Below are 19,182 nucleotides of genomic sequence, written 5' to 3' on the forward strand. Positions count from 1 at the left end.
TTCTCGGGAGTTAGCGAAACTTTCCTGACATGTCGGCCAATCCCTCCAGCCATTTTCCATGGGGTGCGGATCGCCCTCTCCCGCCATTGCTGAGCCGGGCCCTCGTTGCATGACGGAAGGATGAACCCGAGTGGCGCGAAGACGGGGCTCTGGAGTGAGCGGCAAGGCTTACTGTGGGAGCGAATTCATTCGCGAATGGGCTCGGCAAGAGGAACGTACCGGAGCAACCGTGAAGCGGCTCTCCCAGGGGAGACGACCGCCCTACTGCACCAACTGGTTGATCTCGATGATGGGCAGCAGCACGGCCATGACGATGGTCAGCACCACGCCGCCCATGATGACGATCATCAGCGGCTCCAGCAGCGCGGTCATGCCCATGGCGCGGCGTTCGATGTCGCGGGAGAGGGTCTGCGCGGCGCGGTCGAGCATGGGCGGCAGGGAGCCGGTCTTCTCGCCGCTGGCGATGAGGTGGATGAGGATGGGCGGGAACACGCCGCCGGCCTTGAGTGCGCTGGCCAGGCTGATGCCTTCGCGCACGGCGAGGGTGGCGTCGGCGACGCAGGCGGCCAGGCGGTCGTTGGCCAGGGTTTCGCGGGCGGCGTCGAGGGCGCGTAGCAACGGCACGCCGGCGCTGCCGAGAATCGCCAGGGTGGAGGCAAAGCGCGCGGTGTTGACCCCCAGCACAAAGCGCCCCAGCAGCGGCAGGCGCAGCACCCGGGTGTGCCAGGCCAGGCGCGCGGCGGCGTCGCGCAGGTACATCCGCCAGCCCCAGAATGCCCCGGCGATGCCGGCGAAGCAGACCACGCCCCAGGCACGGACGAAGTCGCTGGCCTGGAGCATCACCCGGGTCAGCGCGGGCAGGTCCTGGCGCGCCTGGGAGAAGGCGCTGACCACCTGGGGCACGACGAAGCCGAGCAGGAAGACGACGATGCCGATGGACACCAGCCCCACCACCGCCGGGTAGATGAAGGCGGTGAGGATCTTGCCGCGCAGGTTGTTGCGCTCCTCGATGTAGTCGGCCAGGCGCTCCATCACCTGGGCCAGGTTGCCGGACTCCTCGCCGGCGGCGATCAGCGCGCGGTAGATATCGGGGAAGTCGCGCGGGCGCGCCGCCAGGGCCTCGGCCAGGCGCATGCCGCTGCGCACGTCGGTGCGCACCGCACCCAGGGTTTCGGCGATATGGCGGCGCTCGGCCTGGTCGACGGTGGCCGACAGCGCCGACTCCAGCGGCAGCCCCGCCGCCAGCAGGCTGGCCAGCTGGCGCGTGGCCCAGGCCAGGTCGCCATCGGACAGGCGCGGCGCGAACAGGCCGCCGGTACTGCCGGCTGCGGCCTCCTCGGTCAGCTCCAGGGGCGTCAACCCGCGGGTGCGCAGCAGGCCCATGGCGCCGCGCGGGCTGTCGGCCTCCAGGGTGCCGCTCTCGATGCGCCCGCTGGCGTCGGCGGCCTCGAAACGGTAGCGGTTCATCAGGCGTCCCTCGTGACGCGGAGGATTTCCTCGGGCGTGGTGAAGCCGCCCTGCACCCAACGCTCGCCGTCCTCGCGCATGCTGGCCATGCCGGCGGCGCGGGCGGCTTCGCGCAGGCTCTGCTCGGCCTCGCCCTGGTGGATCAGGCGGCGGATGTCGTCGTCGATCACGAAGAGTTCATGGATGCCGGTGCGGCCGCTGTAGCCAGTGTTGTTGCAGGCGGCACAGCCCACCGCGCGCCACTGCCCGGGAAAGGCCGGGTCGGGCTCGCGGCACTGGTTGCACAGGCGGCGCACCAGGCGCTGGGCGAGCACGCCAAGCATGCTGGAGGCCAGCAGGAAGGGCTCCACGCCCATGTCGGTGAGGCGGGTGACGGCCGAGACCGCGTCGTTGGTGTGCAGCGTGGCCAGCACCAGGTGCCCGGTGAGCGAGGCCTGCACGGCGATCTGCGCCGTCTCCAGGTCGCGGATCTCGCCGATCATGATGATGTCCGGGTCCTGGCGCAGGATGGCGCGCAGGGCCAGGGCGAAGCTCATGTCGATGCGCGCGTTGACCTGGATCTGGCTGATGCCGGGCAGGTCGTACTCCACCGGGTCTTCCACCGTGAGGATGTTGCTGGTGGCGGCGTCCAGCCGCGCCAGGGCGGCGTAGAGGGTGGTGGTCTTGCCGCTGCCGGTGGGCCCGGTGACGAGCACGATGCCGTGGGGCTGGCGGATCAGCCGGTCGAGCTGTTCCAGCAGCGTCGGCGCCATGCCCAGGGTTTCCAGGCGCAGGCGCCCGGCCTGCTTGTCCAGCAGGCGCATCACCACCCGCTCGCCGTGGCCGGTGGGCACGGTGGAAACACGCACGTCGATGGGCCGGCCGGCCACGCGCAGGGCGATGCGGCCGTCCTGCGGCAGGCGTTTTTCGGCGATGTCCAGCTGCGCCATGATCTTGATCCGCGACACCAGCGCCGCGTGCAGTGCCTTGCGCGGGGCGACCACGTCACGCAACGCGCCGTCCACCCGGTAGCGCACCACCGAGTGGGTCTCGAAGGGCTCGATATGGATGTCGCTGGCCTCGTCCCGTGAGGCCTGGGTCAGCAGGGCGTTGATCATGCGGATCACCGGTGCGCCGTCCTCGGTGTCCAGCAGGTCGGTGACCTCGGGCATGTCCTGCAGCAGGCGGTCCAGGTCCACCTCGCTCTCGGCGGCGCCGACCACCGCGGCGGCGCTGCCGGTGTCGGCGTAGGCGCTGGCCAGCAGGGCTTCCAGCTCGGCATCGGTGACCCGCTGGATGGGCGTGGCGCCATGGCGACGGCGCACCTCGCCGATGGCCCAGCCGGGGGTGTTCGGGCTCACCAGCAGCCGTGCGCCCTCCCCCTCGCCCTGCAGCAACAGGCGCTGGGCACGGGCCCAGGCGTAGGGCAGCGCGCTCATGGCTGCTCGCCCGGGCGCAGCGGTACAGCGCGCATGGGCCGGGGCTGCGGGGCCGGCAACGGCGCGGCCGGGTTCAGCGGCATGGCCTGCTCGGCCGGCGGCAGTTGCGGCGCCTGCATGTCGGTGAGGGGCCACTTGTGCTCCGGCTGCATGGCGCCCTGGGCACGGCGGATGAAGTCGTAGCGGTTCAGGGTGATGCTGCGCCCCACGCTGTCGTCGCGGATGATGTAGGGCCGCAGGAACACCATCAGGTTGGTCTTGGTCCGCGAGCGGCGGTCGCCGCGGAACAGCGCGCCGATGCCGGGCAGGCTGCCGAGGCCGGGCACCGCCTCGCTGCTCTGGATGAAGCTGTCCTGCAGCAGGCCGCCGAGCACCATGATCTGCCCGTCGTCGAGGAGGATGCTGGTGTCGATGGCGCGCTTGTTGGTCACGGTGCCGGCATCGTTGTCGGCACGCTCGTCGACGCTGCTGACCTCCTGGTAGATGTCCAGCTTCACCGTGCCGCCTTCGGATATCTGCGGGCGCACGTTGAGGCGAAGGCCCACCTCCTCGCGCTCGATGGTCTGGAAGGGGTTGTTGCTGGTACCGCCGCCGTTGGTGACGTAGTTGCCGCTGACGAAGGGGATGGTCTGGCCAACGAAGATGCTCGCCGCCTCGTTGTCCAGGGTCAGCAGGTTGGGCGTGGACAGCACGTTGGTGCCGCCCTTGCTCTTCAGCGCGCGGGCCAGGACCTTGAGGTCGAGCACGCGGCCGATGCCGGGGATGTCCACGCCGCCGGCCACCTTGCCGATGCTGAGGCCGCCCGGCAGCGCGTCGATGCTGTTCTTGGCGCCGGTGTTGATGCCCGCGCCGCCGAGGTTGGCGCCGCCGATCCAGCCGTTGCCGGCCAGGTTGCCGGCCTGCCACTGGATGCCGAACTCACTGGTGTCGTCTTCGCTGACTTCGACGATCAGGCTCTCGATCACCACCTGGGCGCGGCGCTGGTCGAGCAGGTCGATGACCTCGCGCAGGTTGCGGTACAGCGGGTCGGGCGCGGAGATCAGCAGGGTGTTGGTGGTGGTGTCGGCCTGCACGGTGACGCCATTGGCGGAGAAGGCCACCGCACCCTCCTGGCCGCCCTGCCCCTTGGCCGCCGACAGCAGCCCGCCGCCCGACTGCCCGTAGCCACCGGAGCTGCCGCTCTGTCCATTGCTGCTGGTGGCGGTGCCGGCGCTGGAACCGCTGCTGCCGGTGCCACTCTGCGTGCTGCCCCCCAGGTTGCCGCCATTGAGCTGGGCGCGGCTGCCGTCGCCCTGCCCGGCGCTCTCGCCCTCGCCGGTGAGCAGGCCGCGCAGGGCCTGGGCCAGCTTGTTGGCCTGGGCGTTGCGCAGGTAGACCACGTGCAGGTTGCTGGGGTTGCCCTGGGCGCTGTCGAGCTTGCCGATCAACTGCCGAGCCAGCTCGCTGCGCTCCGGGCTGCCGGTACGCAGGATGATGCTGTTGGAGCGCGGGTCGCCGATCACCGCGACCTTCTGCGCAACGTCGTTGCCGGGGCTCTCCATCAGTTCGGAGACCATGGCGGCGATGTCCGTGGCGATGCCGTTCTGCACCGGCACCACATCGGTGTCGATGGAGCCGGGCACGTCGATGTTGGCGATGATCGCGGCAACCCGTTCGAGGTTCTCCGCGTAATCGGTGACCACCACCGTGTTGTTGCCCGGGTAGGCGTTGATCGGGTTGTTCGGCGAGACAATGGGCCGCAGCACCGGGATCAGGTTCACCGCGTTCTCGTACTGCAGGCGGTAGGTGCGGGTGACCATGCCGTTGCCGCCGGGGCGGTCGGCGTCGCTCACCGGGCCGCCGAGCAGTTTGGCGTCCGCCTCGGGCACCACCTGGCTGACGCCGCCCACTTCCACCACCGAGAAGCCCTGCATGCGCAGTGCCGCCAGGAGCATGTCGTAGGCGGTATGGGCTGGCACCTCGCCCTCGGACACCAGCGTCAGCTGGCCCTTGACCCGGGGATCGGCGAGGAACTGCCGGCCGGTGGCGCGGGACAGCGCCCGCAGCACAGCGGGGATGTCCGCCTCGACGAAATTCAGCTGCACCGGCTGGTCGCCCAGCCCGGCGCTGCGGGTCTGGCGGGGCGGCGTGCCCGTGCGGCGGGCGGCCTGTTGCGCGCGCTGGGCACGTGCCACCTGCTGCTGACGCTCAGCCTGGGCCTGGATGCGTTCGCGCTCCGCCAGTGCATCGCCCTGCCCCACCTGGGCCATGGGCCGGCCCAGTTCGCTCTCGGCGGGGATCACCGGCGGCGGCGTGCCACCGGACTGGCTGCAGGCGGCGAGCACCGCCGCGAGAGAAATCGCCACCCCATGCCGCAGCGGTCGCCGCAGCCCTTGTCCATCGAACCGCTTCATGAGGATTCCTTAGCGCCTGGCGCCTGTTCCATGCCGACGACGCCGGAAAGCCGCGCGTCCGTCTGTTCGCTCTGTGTCCCGCCGTCGCGCCGCAGCTGCACCTGGCGCAGCTCCAGCGGCAGGCCCGGGGTCACGCCCAGCAGCCAATCCATAACCCCTTGCGCCGGGGCGCCTTGCAGTTCCAGCCGCCAGTGCGGGCCTTCCGCGCGCAACTGGTAGTGCCCGGCCAGACCGTTGTCATCCAGCCCCTGGCGCAGCAGCGCTTCCAGGGATGCGCCGGGCGCCAGGGCGGCGGGCCCCTGCACCTCGGCTAGCACCGCTTCGAGGGTTTGCGCCTGGGCACGCAGGCGCGGCAGCTCGGCCTGCCAATGCTCGATGCGCGCCAGGGAGGGTTCGATCAGGGCGAACCACAGCAGCATCGGCGGCAGCACCAGGGCGGCCAGGCGCAGGATGCGCCGGTCACGCGGGCCCAGCCGCTGCCAACGCTGGCGGGCCTGGGCCGTCTGTTCGCGCCAGGTGCCCCGCAGTTTCAGCAGGCGTTCATTCATCACGGCCAGCCTCGTTTTTCAGCGCATCCGCCGGCAGGCGTTTCAGGCTCCAGCCATCGGCGCCGATGCCGGCTTGCAGTCCGGCCTGGGCCAGGGCCGCCTGCCAGGCAGGGTCCGCCGGGGGCTTGCGCGCGCCGGCGCGGGGCGTCAGGCGCAGGGTTTCGCCGTCGTAATCGATGGACTCGATGGCGCCCAGGGCGAAGGGCATGGCGCCAACGGCCTGCTGCACCATGGCGGCGAAGCGGCCGGGGCCATCCTGGGTGCCGCCGGCCAGGCGCGCGTCGCGCTGCTGGCGGGCTTGCTGCAAGGGGTTGAGCACCACCGGCAACTGCGGGAAGACCTGCTTCACCCGCTGCGACATCTGTTGCTTGAGCGCCAGGCCTTGGCTGGCCATCTGCGAGGCATGGAGGTTGAGGCCGAGGGTCCACACGGCAGCAGCCAGGGCGCAACAGGCCACGGCCCGCCCCCAGCGCCGCGGCCCCTGGGCCGGGCCCGTCAGCCCTTGCAGCAGGTTGCAGGCGGGCACCGCGCCAGTCCAACGGCGGCTGGCGGCCACGGCCTCGCCCGGCAGGCCTTCGGGCACCTCGCCGGGCCAGCCCGGCGCCACGCCGCTCTCCAGCAGGCGCGGCAGGCAATCTTCAGGCAGGGGATGCACCCAGCCACCCTGCACACCGTCGCGCACCAGCAACTGGCCGTCGCGCAGCTGCGCACAGGCCGTGCCCTTGTCCGTCGCCAGGAAGAACGGCGCGCCATAGAGGCCACGGGGTTCCAGTGCGCATTGCCGCAGGCCGTGCAGCAGGCGCTGCAGGCGCTCGCGTTCCAGCCAGGCAAGCTGCACCCGGCCATCGGCCTGACGCGGGCCGTGCACCAGTTGCAGCCCCTCGCAACCGCCGAGCACCAGGCCGTCCGCCGCACAACGCACGGCATCCCCCAGGCGCGCGGCGGGCAACGGCGGCAGTTCGAGGCTGGCCAGCAGGCTGTCGTCGGGGTGCAGCACCAGTTCCACGGCCTTGCCCCGGGCCTGGCGACCCAGCTCGGCGAGGCTGGCAATGCCTTGGTTATCCAGTTGGCCCTGGCGGTTCAGCCAGGCGTACTCCACCTCGGCCTCGGGGCGCAGCCCGTCGAGGGCTGGCAGGGCGATCCGCAGCAGCGCGCTCATGCGCCCACCCGCGACCAGACAATGCGCGGCTGGCTTTCCTCGGCACGGAACAACAGCGCCTCCACCGGGCTGCGACGCTCACCAGCACGGGCCAGGCCGCGCACCAGGAACCACTCGCTGGTGATGCCGATGCGCACCAGCTCGGTGGTCATGTCCGGCATGCGCAGACGGTTGAGCACGTCGCCACTGTTGATGAACCACTGGCCGCGGTCGCGCTCGGCGATCAGGGCACGGGCGCGCTCCAGGCCGAGGCCGGGCACCCGCGCGGCGATCACCTCGGCGCTGGCGGTGTTGCCGTTGACCCAGGTGGGCATGGGCAGCAGCGTGACGAAGGGCGCCAGGCGTTGCAGGGCATCGGCTGGCACGCCAGGCAGGTCGGCCAGGTCTTCGAGGCGACGCAGCATGGGGCGCTTGGCTTCGAAGGCGCGGTTCTGCGCTTCCGGTGAGGTCAGCCGGCCGCTGTCGAAGCCGCTGCTGTTGGCCGGTTCGCTGCGAGGCGGGTAGATGCGGTAGGCATAGGCGTCGATCACCCGGCGGGCGATGCGTGCGGCGGCCTCCTGGGGCACGCCCAGCAGCGCGCAGAGGCGCTCGAAGGTGGCCATTTCCAGGGGGTCGAGCTGCTCGTCACGCACCAGGTTGCGCAGGTTGAAACGGCCCTGCTCGTCGAGGATCGCGCCCTCGAAGGCCGTCCCCTCACCCAGGCTGAGGTTGCGCAAGGGCTGCGCCCAGGCCTGGTCGAGCCGGGTGGCGGGTTCGCGCAGGCGCTCCTCCCAGAGCCGCTGGCGGCTCCACTCCAGGGCGCCGCGCGCGGCCCAGGCGCCCTGCAGGCGCTGGTTCTCGCTTTCCACGGCGCGGGTGATGCGCGTCTGACGGGCGATCATGCCGGCGGCGATCACCGCCACTACGGCAGCGATCAGCAAGGCGCTGATCACCGCCATGCCGCGTTGGCTGGCCAGGGGATGCATGGCGCGGCCTACAACTGCCAGGAGCCGATATCGGCGTTCACGCCCTCGCCCTCGGGCTGGCCGTCGGCGCCCAGGGAGAAGATGTCCACCTCGCCATTGGCGCCGGGGTTCAGGTAGTTGTACGGGCGGCCCCAGGGGTCGTTGGGCAGGCGCTCCAGGTAGGAGCGCCAGTTGCTGGACGTGGCGTTGGCCGGGCGCTCCACCAGCACCTTCAGGCCCTCGTTCTGGCTGGGGTAGCGGCCCTGGTCGAGGCGATAGAGCTTGAGCGCCTGCATCAGCCCGCCGATGTCCTGGCGCGCGGCGGTGGCGCGGGCCTGGTCAGGGCGGTCGAGCACCTTGGGCACCACCATGGCGGCGAGAATGCCGAGGATCACCACCACCACCATGATCTCGATAAGGGTGAAGCCTTGCTGGCCATTCCGGCCGCGAACCGGGGAGCTGAACCGCGCGATATCCATCTCGACACTCCTTGGGTTTGCATCGGGCCGCGTCTCAGGGAGCCGGGCCTGTCCTTTCGCCCCGGATTGTTCCAAGCGCATATGTCACTGGTATTGAAAATCCTCGGGAGAATTTCCCGCGCACTGCGCCACGATGCCCGCGCCATGGGGCCTGCGACGCGGCGCCACGGAGAGCGGCGGCCGCGTTCTCCGGTGTTTCCGTCAGCGTTTCGTCAGACGCGGCCGCTAGGCTGGAGCCTTCTTCCCTGCCCTGTGACCCCCGCCATGCGCAAGGCCCACGCGATGCACCGGCAAGCGTCCGGTTTCACCCTGATCGAAGTGCTGGTGGCGCTGGCCATCGTCGCCGTGGCCATGTCGGCGGCGGTGCGTGCCGCCGGGCAGATGACCCAGGCCGATGGCCTGCTGCGCGACCGCTCCATCGCCCTGCTGGCGGCCCAGGGGCGTATGGCGGAGCTGCGCCTGGAAGGGCCGCCGGGCAACGGCCGCAAGGTGCTGGAGTGTGATCAGGGGCGCTTGCGCTTGAGCTGCGAGCAGCGCATCACCCCCGTGGGCGACCTGCTGCAACTGAGCATCCGCGTGCATGACCGCGAACGCGGCGGCCCGCCCCTGGCACGCCTGGAAACCCTGGTAGCGCGCGACCGCCTGCAGGTGACGCCGTGAACTCAGCGCAGGGATGGCAGCGGCGGCGCCTCGGGCAGGCGCGCGATGGACAGGCGCTGGGTTTCGCTGCCCCGGGCGATGATCACCGCGTCCCCTTCGATGGCGTCCAGGCGCACGCCTTCGCCCAGGCTTTCGCCGGTGAGGAAGGCGCGCGGCGGTGCATCGTCGATGGCGAGGATGGCCACGGCGCCGCGCTCCCCGGCGAACAGCCCGGTGAGGCGCACGTCCAGCTGGCTGGCGCGGCTGGCGAACCATTGCGCTGCATCGTGGGCAGCGGCCGGCACCGGCTGCGGGGCTTCGCTGCGCGCCTGGGCCTGCTGCGGCGTGGGGTCCCCCAGCAACAGCCCCCAGGTGACCAGGCCCGCCAGGGTGGCCGCCAGCGCGGCGCCCTGGACCCATGCGGCGGGGTTGAAGCGGCTGATAAGGCGCATCCGGCGGTCCTCCAAAAATTCCTGGCCCCGACGCTAGCAGCCGATCTTCACGGTTTTATTTCACCTCCTCCCGAGGTTGCCGGGCGGACGCAACGGGGCTTCACCCTGATCGAGCTGATGGTGGTGCTGGTGATCGTCGGCATCGCCACGGCGGCGGTGACCTTGAGCATCCGCCCCGACCCGGCGCGCCTGCTGCGGGAAGATGCCAAGCGCCTGGCCCTGCTGCTGCAGACCGCCCAGGACGAGGCCCGCGCCGACGGCCGCGCCATCGCCTGGCAGGCGGACGAGCGCGGCTACCGCTTCCTGCGCCTGGGCGACGGCGGCGCCGATGAGCGGGCGTTCGCCGGCGACCCGCAACTGCGCCCGCGTACCTGGCAGGTGCACCCGCTGGATGTGCGATTGAGCAGCGGCCGCTGGCTGCTGATCGACGCCGAGTGGATAGGCGAGCCGGCGCGCATCGAGCTGTCCGATGGGCGCAACAGCGTCCTGGTCGTGCGTGAGCCGTCCGGCCGTATCGAGGTGCAGTGATGACGGAGCAACGGGGCTTCACCCTGATCGAGGTGATGGTGGCGATCCTGCTGATGGCGCTGGTGTCCCTGGTGGCCTGGCGCGGGCTGGACAGCGTGAGCCGCAGCGACGCCCACCTGCAGGCGGCGGCCGAACGCAACGACGAGCTGCTGCGCGCCCTCAACCAGCTGCAGCGCGACCTGGCCCAACGCGCCACCACCGAACTGCTGGAACCCCTGCGCCCGGACGCCGACGCGGATGCAAAACCGATCCGCTCCGGGCCGCCGGCCCTGGTATTGCGCGGCGGAGGCAATGGCCCGCCGCGCCTGGAACTGGTGCGCGTCGCCCCGTCCCGCCCCGGCCGCCTGCTGCGGGTGCGCTGGTGGGTGGAAGGCGACACCCTCTACCGCGCCGCCTCCACCCCCGGCACCCGCTACCCGCTGCCGGCCCCCGGCAAGGGCGTGGCGGTGATGAGCGGCGTAAGCGACTTCGACCTGCGCACCTGGCGCCCCGGCAAGGGCTGGGCAACCCTCACCGGCACCCCGGTGGAAAACCCGCGTGGCCTCGAACTCACCCTCACCCGCCAGACACCACAAGGCACCGAGCATTACCGCCAGGTGATGGGGCCGTTCGAATGAACCCCGGGGCACACCCCGCGGGAGCGAGCTCTGCTCGCGAGGCTCTTGCCAAGGTCTGTGGGAATTCATTCGCGATGGAATGCCCGGCTACACGCAGCGTTGTGCCGGCGGCGGATCTTTCGCGGCTGAAGCCGCTCCCACAACGTGGAACCGTCCTGGCACGGAGGTAGGTTGGGCTGAGGCACGAAGCCCAACGCAGCAGAGCTGAGCCCCGCACCGTTGGGCCTCGCTGCGCTCGGCGCCAACCTACCGAACAGCGCCACCTTGTAGGTCGGGTGCAACCCGACGTCCCGGCACGACACCACGCGGGTTTCACCCGCCCTACGGCGATGCGGTGCATCGCTGGGCGACCGAAGTCGCCCCTACAAAATTGGAGCCGTCCTGGCACGGGTGTAGGTTGGGCTGAGGTACGAAGCCCAACGCAGCAGAGCCGAATGCCGCTCCGTTGGGCCTCGCTGCGCTCGGCGCCAACCTACGGAACAGCGCCAACCTATGGCGAGGTGGGTTTGAGGATCAGCGCGCCGAGGGGTGGCAGGTCGAGCACCAGGGAGTGGGGTTGGCCGTGACTGGTGTCGTCTTCGGCGTGCGCTTCGGCGAGGGTGCCGGCGTTGCTGCCGGCATAGGCGTCGGTGTCGCTGTTGAGCAGCACCTGCCAGGTGCCGGGCAGCGGTACGCCGATGCGGTAGCCGAGGCGCGGCACCGGGGTGAAGTTGTGCACCACCAATAGCGGCGTGCCGTCCTGGCCCTTGCGCAGCCAGGCGTAGACGCTGTTGGCCTTGTCGTCGCCGATCAGCCATTGGAAGCCTTCGGCGACGCCGTCCAGCTGGTGCAACGCGGGCTCGGCGCGGTACAGGGCGTTGAGGTCGCGCAACAGGCTCTGCACACCCAGGTGCTCGCCGTAGCGCAGCAGGTACCAGTCCAGCTCGCTGTCGTGGCTCCATTCGCGCCACTGGCCGAACTCGCAGCCCATGAACAGCAGCTTCTTGCCCGGGTGGCTCCACATGAAGCTGAGGTACAGGCGCAGGTTGGCGAATTTCTGCCAGCGGTCGCCGGGCATCTTGTCCAGCAGCGAGCGCTTGCCGTGCACCACCTCGTCGTGGGAGATGGGCAGGATGAAGTGCTCGGAGAAGGCGTAGAGCAGGCCGAAGGTCAGCTGGTGGTGGTGATGGCTGCGGTTGACCGGGTCTTCGCTGGCGTACTTCAGGCTGTCGTGCATCCAGCCCATGTTCCATTTGTAGGCGAAGCCCAGGCCGCCTTCGCGGGTGGGCCGGCTGACCCCGGGCCAGGCGGTGGATTCCTCGGCTATCACCAGGGCACCGGGCGCCTCGGTGGCGACCACGTCGTTGAGGTGGCGGAGGAAGTCGATGGCCTCCAGGTTCTCGCGGCCACCGTGGCGGTTGGGGATCCACTCGCCGTCCTTGCGCGAGTAGTCGCGGTAGAGCATCGAGGCCACCGCATCCACGCGCAGGCCATCGATGTGGTAGGCGCGCAGCCAGTGCAGCGCCGAGGCCAGCATGAAGCCGTGCACCTCGGTGCGGCCGAGGTTGTAGATGTAGGTGTCCCAATCCTGGTGGAAGCCCTCGAAGGGATGCTCGTACTCGTACAGCGCCGTGCCGTCGAAGCGGCCCAGACCGTGGGCGTCGGTGGGGAAATGCGCCGGCACCCAGTCGAGGATGACGCCGATGCCGGCGCGGTGGCAGGCGTCGATGAAGGCGGCGAAGTCGCGCGGGCTGCCGTAGCGCGATGTTGGCGCGAACTGCGACAGCGGCTGGTAGCCCCAGGAGCCGCCGAAGGGGTGCTCCATGATCGGCAGCAACTCGATATGGCTGAAGCCCAGTTCCTGCACATAGGGGATCAGCTGCTCGGCCAGTTCGTGCCAGCTGAGCACGCGGCCATCGTTGCCGCCCTCCTTGCGCCAGGAACCGACATGCACCTCGTAGATCGACAGTGGCCGGTCATGGGCCTGGCCACGCTGGCGGCCGTCCATCCAGCCCTGGTCCTGCCAGTGGAAATCCAGCGGCGCGGACACCACCGAGCCGGTGGCCGGCGGCAGTTCGGTGGCCAGGGCCACCGGGTCGGCCTTCAGCGGCAGCACGCCGTGCTGGCCGAGCAGCTCGTACTTGTACACCTCGCCCGCCTGCAGGCGCGGCACGAACAGCTCCCAGACCCCGGCCGGGTGGCGCAGGCGCATGGGATGACGGCGGCCATCCCAGCCATTGAACGCCCCGACCACTGAAACCCGCCGGGCATTGGGTGCCCAGAGGGCGAAACGCACGCCGGGCACGCCGTCGTGCTCGGTGAGCTGGGCACCGAAGACCTTGCCCAGTTCGCGGTGGTTGCCCTCGGCGAACAGGTAGAGGTCGGTTTCGCCCAGCAACGGGCCGAAGCTGTAGGGGTCTTCGGTTTCCTGGAAGCCCTCGCCCCAATGGATGCGCAGGCGGTAGCGGTGCAGGCGCTCGGGCCGGGCGATGAACAGCCCGGGAGTGGCGGATTCCACCAGGCGGCCCATGGACTGGCCACTGTCGCCATCCAGCAGTTCGACGCCCAGGGCACCGGGCAGGTAGGCGCGGATCACCGGCCCCTGGTCATCCTGGTGCGGGCCGAGGAAGGCGAAGGGGTCGCCGTGCTCGGCCCTTACCAGCGCCTCGATCTGGGCGCGGTCGGCGCCCTGCCCCATGGCTACATCGTTCATTGCGTGCTCCCCAGGAGATGACGGCCCAACTCCACCAGCCCCAGCATCGGCACATCCAGCCAATCGGGGCGGTAGCGGGCTTCGTAAAGGATTTCGTAGGCGGCCTTCTCGATGCTGAACAGCGCCAGGGCGGCGACTTCGCCGTCACGCTCGTGCCAGGCATGGGGCAGGTTCGCGGCGGCCAGCCGGTAGGCTTCGTGGAAGGCGGTGCGCGCCTGGCTGCGGTAGGTGCTGGCGATGCGCCGGCGGGCGCTGGCGGCCTCGCTGGAGGCATCGGCGCCCTGGGCGTTGCGCAGGGCCATGGCGGCGGCGTAATCGAAGGAGCGCAGCATGCCGGCCACGTCCTTCAGCGGGCTGTGGCGGGCACGGCGTTCTTCCAGGCTGCGGGTGGGCTCGCCCTCGAAATCGATGATGAAGGCGTCGCCCCGGGCCACCAGCACCTGCCCCAGGTGCAGGTCGCCATGGACGCGGATGCGGATGCCACCGGCGCTGTGCCGGGCCAGCTTGCCGACCACCTCGAGCAGCCCGGCCTGGTGGCTGCCCAGCCAATCGGCCAGCGCCCGGGCGGACTCGGAAAGGCCCTCGCGGGACTCGGCCACCCGTTCCAGCGCCTCGTGCAACTGCAGGCCGACGCTGTGGGCCCAGCCGTTGGTTTCCGCGATATCGCTGCTCCGGTAGCCGAAGTCGGGGTTGTCGCTGGGGCGGGCCAGCACCTCGTGCATCTCGCCGAGACGGCGGCCGAGCATGCGGGCGAAGGCTTCCAGTTCCCCCAGTGCGCGGTGCGGGCTCTCCTGCCCGGATGCGCCGCCGGCCAGTTCGTCGCGCACGGCGCGCTCCAGGGTGTTCAGGGTCCACTGCCAGGCATCGCCCTGGTTGCTGAGAAAGGCCTGCAACACCATCAGCGTATGCGGCGTGCCGGCCTCATCGACGCGGCGCACCTCGCCCAGCAAGGGCGGGATGTTGGCGAAGCCATGTTCGGTGAGATAGCCCCCCATCTCGGTTTCCGGATGGATGCCCGGCAACACCCGGCGCACCAGCTTGAGCACCATGCTGTCGCCGATCACCGCTGAACTGTTGGATTGCTCGGCAGACACCAGGCTGACGTTGCCGTCCAGGTCGCCGATGAAGTCCACCAGGCGCGAGGTGGGCACGAACTGCAGCTCGCTGCCCTGCCAGCGCAGCACCTGGCCACGGCTCAGCTGGCGCACCACCTGGCGCACGAAGCCCGGCAGGGTGAAGGCGTCGGTGAGCAGGCCCACCTGGCGGCCCCGGTGCAGGCGCGCCAGGGCCAGGTGTTCGGGCGCAGCGCTGCCGGCCTGGTGCTCGGTGACGAAAGCCAGGGGCAGCTGGTAATGCTCGCGGCGCTCGCCGTCGCGGCACTCCACCTCGGCCAGTACGCAGAGTTCGTCCGCCTCGCCGAAGGGCACGGCATAGAGCAGGTGCACCTCGCCCGCCGCGTCGCCGGAGAACCAGCGGCGCCTGGGCAGGTAGGCCGCCAGGGAATCCTTCATCAGGGAGCCGCTGGCGCCCTGCAGTAGCTCTTGCAGGTCCTGCTCGATGACCAGTGTGTGCAGCTCGGGCCGCTGTTGGTTCGCCATGGCGTTGTCCTCAGGTGGCGGCGCGGATGCGCCAGATGCCGAAGGGCTGGTGCCAGGGCTCGATGCGCATCCACTGGGTCTTGCCGTACCAGGTCCAGGTGTGGCCGTTCATCAGGTCTTCGCCCTGGGTGGCGGCATCCTCGGGCAGGCCCAGCTCCCACAGCGGCAGCTCGAAGCTGGCCTCCTGGGCGTTGTGCGGGTCGAGGCTGATGGCGACCAGGATGAAGTTGGAGCGGTCGGCGGTGCGCTTGCCGAAATACAGGATGTTGTCGTTCCAGGCGCTGTAGACCTGCAGCCCCAGATGGGTCTGCAAGGCCGGGTTGGCGCGGCGGATGCGGTTGAGCTGGGCGATCTCGCCGACGATGTTGCCGGGGGCGCGGTAGTCGCGCTGGCGCAGCTGGTACTTCTCCGAATCCAGGTATTCCTCCTTGCCCGGCACCGGCGCCGACTCGCAGATCTCGAAGCCGGAGTACATGCCCCACAGGCCGGAGCCCATGGTGGCCAGGGCGGCGCGGATGAGGAAGGCGGCGCGCCCCTGGCCGTGCAGCGGGAAGGGGTTGATGTCCGGCGTGTTGACGAAGAAGTTCGGCCGGTAGCAGTCGCACAGCGGCGGCTGGTTGAGCTCGGTGAAGTACTGGGCGAGCTCCTCCTTGGTGTTGCGCCAGGTGAAGTAGGTGTAGCTCTGGCTGAAGCCGACCTTGCCCAGGCGCGCCATCACCGCCGGCCGGGTGAAGGCCTCGGCGAGGAAGATCACCTCGGGGTGGGCGGCGCGGATATCGGCGATCAGCCATTCCCAGAACGGCAACGGCTTGGTGTGGGGGTTGTCGACGCGGAACAGGGTCACGCCCTGCTCCACCCAGCCCTTGACCACGTCGCGCAGGGCCAGCCACAGGTCGGGCAGGGCATCACGGGCGTAGAAGTCGACGTTGACGATGTCTTCGTACTTCTTCGGCGGGTTCTCGGCGTGGCGGATGGAGCCGTCGGGGCGCCAGCTGAACCAGCCGGGGTGCTGGGCCAGCCAGAGGTGGTCCGGGGAGCACTGGATGGCGAAGTCGAGGGCGATCTCCAGGCCATGCTCGCGGGCCGCCTGGACCAGGGCCTGGAAATCCTCACGGCTGCCCAGCTGCGGGTGGATGGCCTCGTGGCCGCCTTCGGCACTGCCGATGGCGTAGGGGCTGCCGGGATCGTCCGGGCCGGCCTTGAGGGAATTGTTCGGGCCCTTGCGGTGGGTGCGGCCGATGGGATGGATGGGCGGGAAGTAGAGCACGTCGAAGCCCATGGCCTGGATATCCGGCAGCCGCGCGATGACGTCGCGGAAGGTGCCGTGGCGCTTGCCGTCGTTGGCCGCCGAGCGCGGGAACAGCTCGTACCAGCTGGCGAACTCGGCCAGCTTGCGCTCCACGTCCAACGGGTACAGCGCGCTGCGCACGCGATGGGGATGGGCCTCGACGCGGGTCACGGCGGCCACCGTCTCGGGGGCCAGCAGCAGGGCCACGCGTTCGTCGATGGACTGGGCCGCCTCCAGGCGTTCGAGCAGCGCCTGCAGCGTGTCCACCTGGGCCGCCGGCGCCTGTTCCAGGGCCTGGCGTAGCAGCAGCGCGCCTTCCTGCAGCTCCAGATTGATGGGCACGCCGGCGCCGTGTTTCTTCGACAGTTCGTAGCAGTAGCTGCCATAGAGGTCCCACCAGGCTTCCACGGCGAACACCACGCGGCCCATGCGGGGCGGCACGAAGCTGGCCTGCCAGTGGTCGTTGCCGAGGAATTCCAGGGGCACGCGCTGCCATTCGGGGTCTTCGACCGGGCGCCAGAGCAACTGGCCGGCCAGCTTGTCGTGGCCGTCGGCGAAGATCACCGCCGTGACGGTACGGGTCTCGCCCTCGATGGCCTTGGCGGCGAAGCGGCCGCCTTCCAGCTGCGGCTCGACGGATTCGATGGCGATACGCGGGAATGCCAGGGCCTCGTCCAGCTGCAGCGCTCCGGAAAGACGCGCGGCGGACTCGGCGGGTGTGCTCGGGGACATCGGTCTGGCTCCTTCTGACCGGCGCATGGAGGCCGGCTGGGGCCGCGCCGGGTTGCGGAAGTGGTGTGCTAGTTCCGAACCCCCTGCGCGGGCAAAAGTTCGAACTTTCGCAAGGGGCCACTGCTGCCGTGGCGCTCTGGCACAAGGCCAGCGCGGTGCCGGGTTCCATCACGCGGCACAAGCCATGGCCCGGCGGTGCCCGGAGCGGGCATAATCTGCGGCTTTCATCCAGCGGCTCCGCTTTCCATGCGCATTCACGTCACCTTCATCGATCGCGTCGGCATCACCCAGGAAGTCCTCGCCCTGCTCGGCGGGCGCAACCTCAACCTGGATGCGGTGGAGATGGTCCCGCCGAACGTCTACATCGATGCGCCGACCCTCAGCGCCGAGGTGCTGGACGAGCTGCGCGGTGCGCTGCACAAGGTGGAAGGCGTGCGCGAGGTGACGGTGGTGGACATCCTCCCCGGCCAGCGCCACCGCCTGCAGCTGGACGCCCTGCTGGCGGCGATGACCGACCCGGTGCTGGCGGTGGACCAGGACGGCCGCGTGCTGCTGGCCAACCCTGCGCTGCTGGCCCTGCATGGCGGCGAGCTGGAGGGCGCGACCCTGGCCCAGCTGTTCGCCGACGACAGCCTGCACAACGTGCTGCGCGAACAGGGCTTCCGCCTGCCGCTGCGCGAGGTGACCCTCAAGGGCCAGGCGCTGATGCTCGATGCCGTGCCCATCACCGAGGGCGAGCACCTGGCCGGCGCCCTGCTCACCCTTTACCTGCCCAACCGCATCGGCGAGCGCCTCTCGGCCCTGCACCATGACCATGCCGAAGGCTTCGATGCGCTGCTGGGTGACTCCCAGCCCATTCGCACCCTCAAGGCCCGCGCCCTGCGCGTGGCGGCCCTGGATGCGCCGCTGATGATCAATGGCGAGACCGGCACCGGCAAGGAACTGGTGGCACGGGCCTGCCATGCAGTCAGCGCGCGGCATAACCAGCCGTTCCTGGCACTGAACTGCGCGGCATTGCCGGAGAACCTCGCCGAAAGCGAGCTGTTCGGCTACGCACCCGGCGCCTTCACCGGCGCCCAGCGCGGCGGCAAGCCGGGCCTGCTGGAGCTGGCCAACCAGGGCACGGTGTTCCTCGACGAGATCGGCGAGATGTCGCCCTACCTGCAGGCCAAGCTGCTGCGCTTCCTCAGCGACGGCTGCTTCCGCCGGGTGGGTGGCGACCGCGAGGTGAAGGTGGACGTGCGCATCCTCAGCGCCACCCACCGCAACCTGGAAAAGATGGTGGCCGAAGGCACCTTCCGCGAAGATCTGTTCTACCGCCTCAACGTGCTCAATCTGGAAGTACCGCCGCTGCGCGACCGCGACCAGGACATCCTCATGCTGGCGCGCTTCTTCATGCAGCAGGCCTGCACCCAGATCCAGCGCCCGCCGTGCCGCCTGGCCCCGGGCACCTACCCGGCGCTGCTGGGCAACCGCTGGCCGGGCAACGTGCGCCAGTTGCAGAACGTGATCTTCCGCGCCGCCGCCATCTGCGAAAGCAGCCTGGTGGAAATCGGTGACCTGGACATCGCCGGCACCGCCGTGGCGCGGCAGAACGACGGCGAGGTGAACAGCCTGGAAGAAGCCGTGGAGAACTTCGAGCGCGCACTGCTGGAAAAACTCTTCACCAGCTACCCCTCCACCCGCCAGCTGGCCGCCCGCCTGCAGACCTCCCACACCGCCATCGCCCACCGTTTGCGCAAGTACGGGATACCCGGCAAAAGCTGATATAGCACTTCAACAACTAACAGTATCTATCTGTTTTTATTGATTATTTATTTGAAAACCACCACGTAGGATGGGTAGAGCAACGCGAAACCCATCGAGAATGTGCTGCAGCACAGCATGGGTTTCGCTTCGCTCTACGCCATCCTACGGCGCCTAACCTCATATAATTTCTATAAAAACAACCCAATAGATTGATTTATAAATAATTAATTTATAAATCAATCTAATCCGTATCGATTTCGCTACAGCGTAACGACTCCGTAACAACCCGCCACGCACCCCGCCGTTTCTGCCACTCCCCGCGCCCCCCTTGGAAAAACCCTATCTTCTGTAGCGTTTTCGCTACAGCCTTCTTCGCGAAAGACTTCTCGAATAGCACCCAACCCCTTGTTTTCACTGGGTGAAAGAATCCTGGCACCGCCCTTGCTATGAAGCCGACCAGACAGCACGGGGCGACGCCC

At 69.6% G+C, this 19,182-nt stretch carries 15 protein-coding genes; 4 read left to right on the plus strand and 11 right to left on the minus strand.

From position 1 onward, the window contains the following. Positions 1-261 precede the first annotated feature (261 nt). Genes gspF through gspG form a run of 7 tightly spaced genes read right to left on the minus strand, consistent with a single transcriptional unit; the run spans position 262 to position 8,408 of the window. Positions 262-1,467: a type II secretion system inner membrane protein GspF gene (gene gspF, locus ACXI0U_RS10045; protein WP_431484369.1), complete on the minus strand. Its 1,206-nt coding sequence runs from the start codon at positions 1,465-1,467 to the stop codon at positions 262-264. After that, entirely contained in the window at positions 1,467-2,885 is a 1,419-nt protein-coding gene (gspE, locus tag ACXI0U_RS10050) for a type II secretion system ATPase GspE (RefSeq protein ID WP_431484368.1), read from the minus strand. Before gspE ends, gspF begins: the two co-directional genes overlap by 1 nt. Further along, positions 2,882-5,278, minus strand: a complete 2,397-nt coding sequence (gene gspD, locus ACXI0U_RS10055) for a type II secretion system secretin GspD (protein ID WP_431484367.1) — start codon at positions 5,276-5,278, stop codon at positions 2,882-2,884. The genes gspE and gspD overlap by 4 nt, the downstream gene beginning before the upstream one ends. Beyond that, on the minus strand, positions 5,275-5,826 hold the full coding sequence (gene gspM, locus ACXI0U_RS10060; RefSeq protein WP_316927536.1) for a type II secretion system protein GspM: 552 nt from the start codon (positions 5,824-5,826) through the stop codon (positions 5,275-5,277). Before gspM ends, gspD begins: the two co-directional genes overlap by 4 nt. Next, positions 5,819-6,985: a type II secretion system protein GspL gene (gene gspL, locus ACXI0U_RS10065; protein ID WP_431484366.1), complete on the minus strand. Its 1,167-nt coding sequence runs from the start codon at positions 6,983-6,985 to the stop codon at positions 5,819-5,821. The genes gspM and gspL overlap by 8 nt, the downstream gene beginning before the upstream one ends. Next, on the minus strand, positions 6,982-7,950 hold the full coding sequence (gene gspK / locus ACXI0U_RS10070; RefSeq protein WP_431484365.1) for a type II secretion system minor pseudopilin GspK: 969 nt from the start codon (positions 7,948-7,950) through the stop codon (positions 6,982-6,984). Before gspK ends, gspL begins: the two co-directional genes overlap by 4 nt. Positions 7,951-7,958: 8 nt before the next feature. Beyond that, entirely contained in the window at positions 7,959-8,408 is a 450-nt protein-coding gene (gspG, locus tag ACXI0U_RS10075; protein ID WP_021217637.1) for a type II secretion system major pseudopilin GspG, read from the minus strand. A 264-nt stretch (positions 8,409-8,672) separates the two neighbouring features. Here gspG and gspI point away from each other — a divergent pair, with 264 nt between their 5' ends. After that, positions 8,673-9,068: a type II secretion system minor pseudopilin GspI gene (gene gspI, locus ACXI0U_RS10080; RefSeq protein WP_316927539.1), complete on the plus strand. Its 396-nt coding sequence runs from the start codon at positions 8,673-8,675 to the stop codon at positions 9,066-9,068. A 2-nt stretch (positions 9,069-9,070) separates the two neighbouring features. On the opposite strand, the gene ACXI0U_RS10085 is transcribed toward gspI, so the two are convergent. Further along, positions 9,071-9,499 (minus strand): type II secretion system protein N, encoded by a 429-nt coding sequence (locus tag ACXI0U_RS10085; RefSeq protein WP_263401857.1) that lies wholly within the window; start codon positions 9,497-9,499, stop codon positions 9,071-9,073. A 57-nt stretch (positions 9,500-9,556) separates the two neighbouring features. Here ACXI0U_RS10085 and gspH point away from each other — a divergent pair, with 57 nt between their 5' ends. Next, complete coding sequence (gene gspH, locus ACXI0U_RS10090; protein ID WP_431484875.1) at positions 9,557-10,027, plus strand: type II secretion system minor pseudopilin GspH; 471 nt, start codon at positions 9,557-9,559, stop codon at positions 10,025-10,027. Continuing rightward, positions 10,027-10,644, plus strand: a complete 618-nt coding sequence (locus ACXI0U_RS10095) for a PulJ/GspJ family protein (RefSeq protein ID WP_184492235.1) — start codon at positions 10,027-10,029, stop codon at positions 10,642-10,644. The genes gspH and ACXI0U_RS10095 overlap by 1 nt, the downstream gene beginning before the upstream one ends. A 490-nt stretch (positions 10,645-11,134) precedes the next feature. Here ACXI0U_RS10095 and glgB read toward each other — a convergent pair whose 3' ends face one another. The 3 genes from glgB to ACXI0U_RS10110 are packed head-to-tail and all read right to left on the minus strand — an operon-like array spanning position 11,135 to position 16,954. Then, positions 11,135-13,336, minus strand: coding sequence for a 1,4-alpha-glucan branching protein GlgB (gene glgB / locus ACXI0U_RS10100; RefSeq protein ID WP_431484364.1), 2,202 nt, complete (start codon positions 13,334-13,336; stop codon positions 11,135-11,137). Beyond that, positions 13,333-14,934 carry a putative maltokinase gene (locus ACXI0U_RS10105; RefSeq protein ID WP_431484363.1) on the minus strand — a complete coding sequence of 534 codons (1,602 nt, stop codon included), beginning with the start codon at positions 14,932-14,934 and terminating at the stop codon, positions 13,333-13,335. The genes glgB and ACXI0U_RS10105 overlap by 4 nt, the downstream gene beginning before the upstream one ends. A 10-nt stretch (positions 14,935-14,944) precedes the next feature. Beyond that, positions 14,945-16,954: an alpha-1,4-glucan--maltose-1-phosphate maltosyltransferase gene (locus tag ACXI0U_RS10110; protein ID WP_431484362.1), complete on the minus strand. Its 2,010-nt coding sequence runs from the start codon at positions 16,952-16,954 to the stop codon at positions 14,945-14,947. Positions 16,955-17,200: 246 nt separating this feature from the next. Between ACXI0U_RS10110 and ACXI0U_RS10115 the strand changes: the two genes are divergently transcribed. Then, complete coding sequence (locus tag ACXI0U_RS10115) at positions 17,201-18,721, plus strand: sigma-54-dependent transcriptional regulator (protein WP_043246906.1); 1,521 nt, start codon at positions 17,201-17,203, stop codon at positions 18,719-18,721. Positions 18,722-19,182 lie beyond the last annotated feature (461 nt).

The sequence above is a fragment of the Pseudomonas sp. C9D1 genome, from assembly GCF_056491235.1.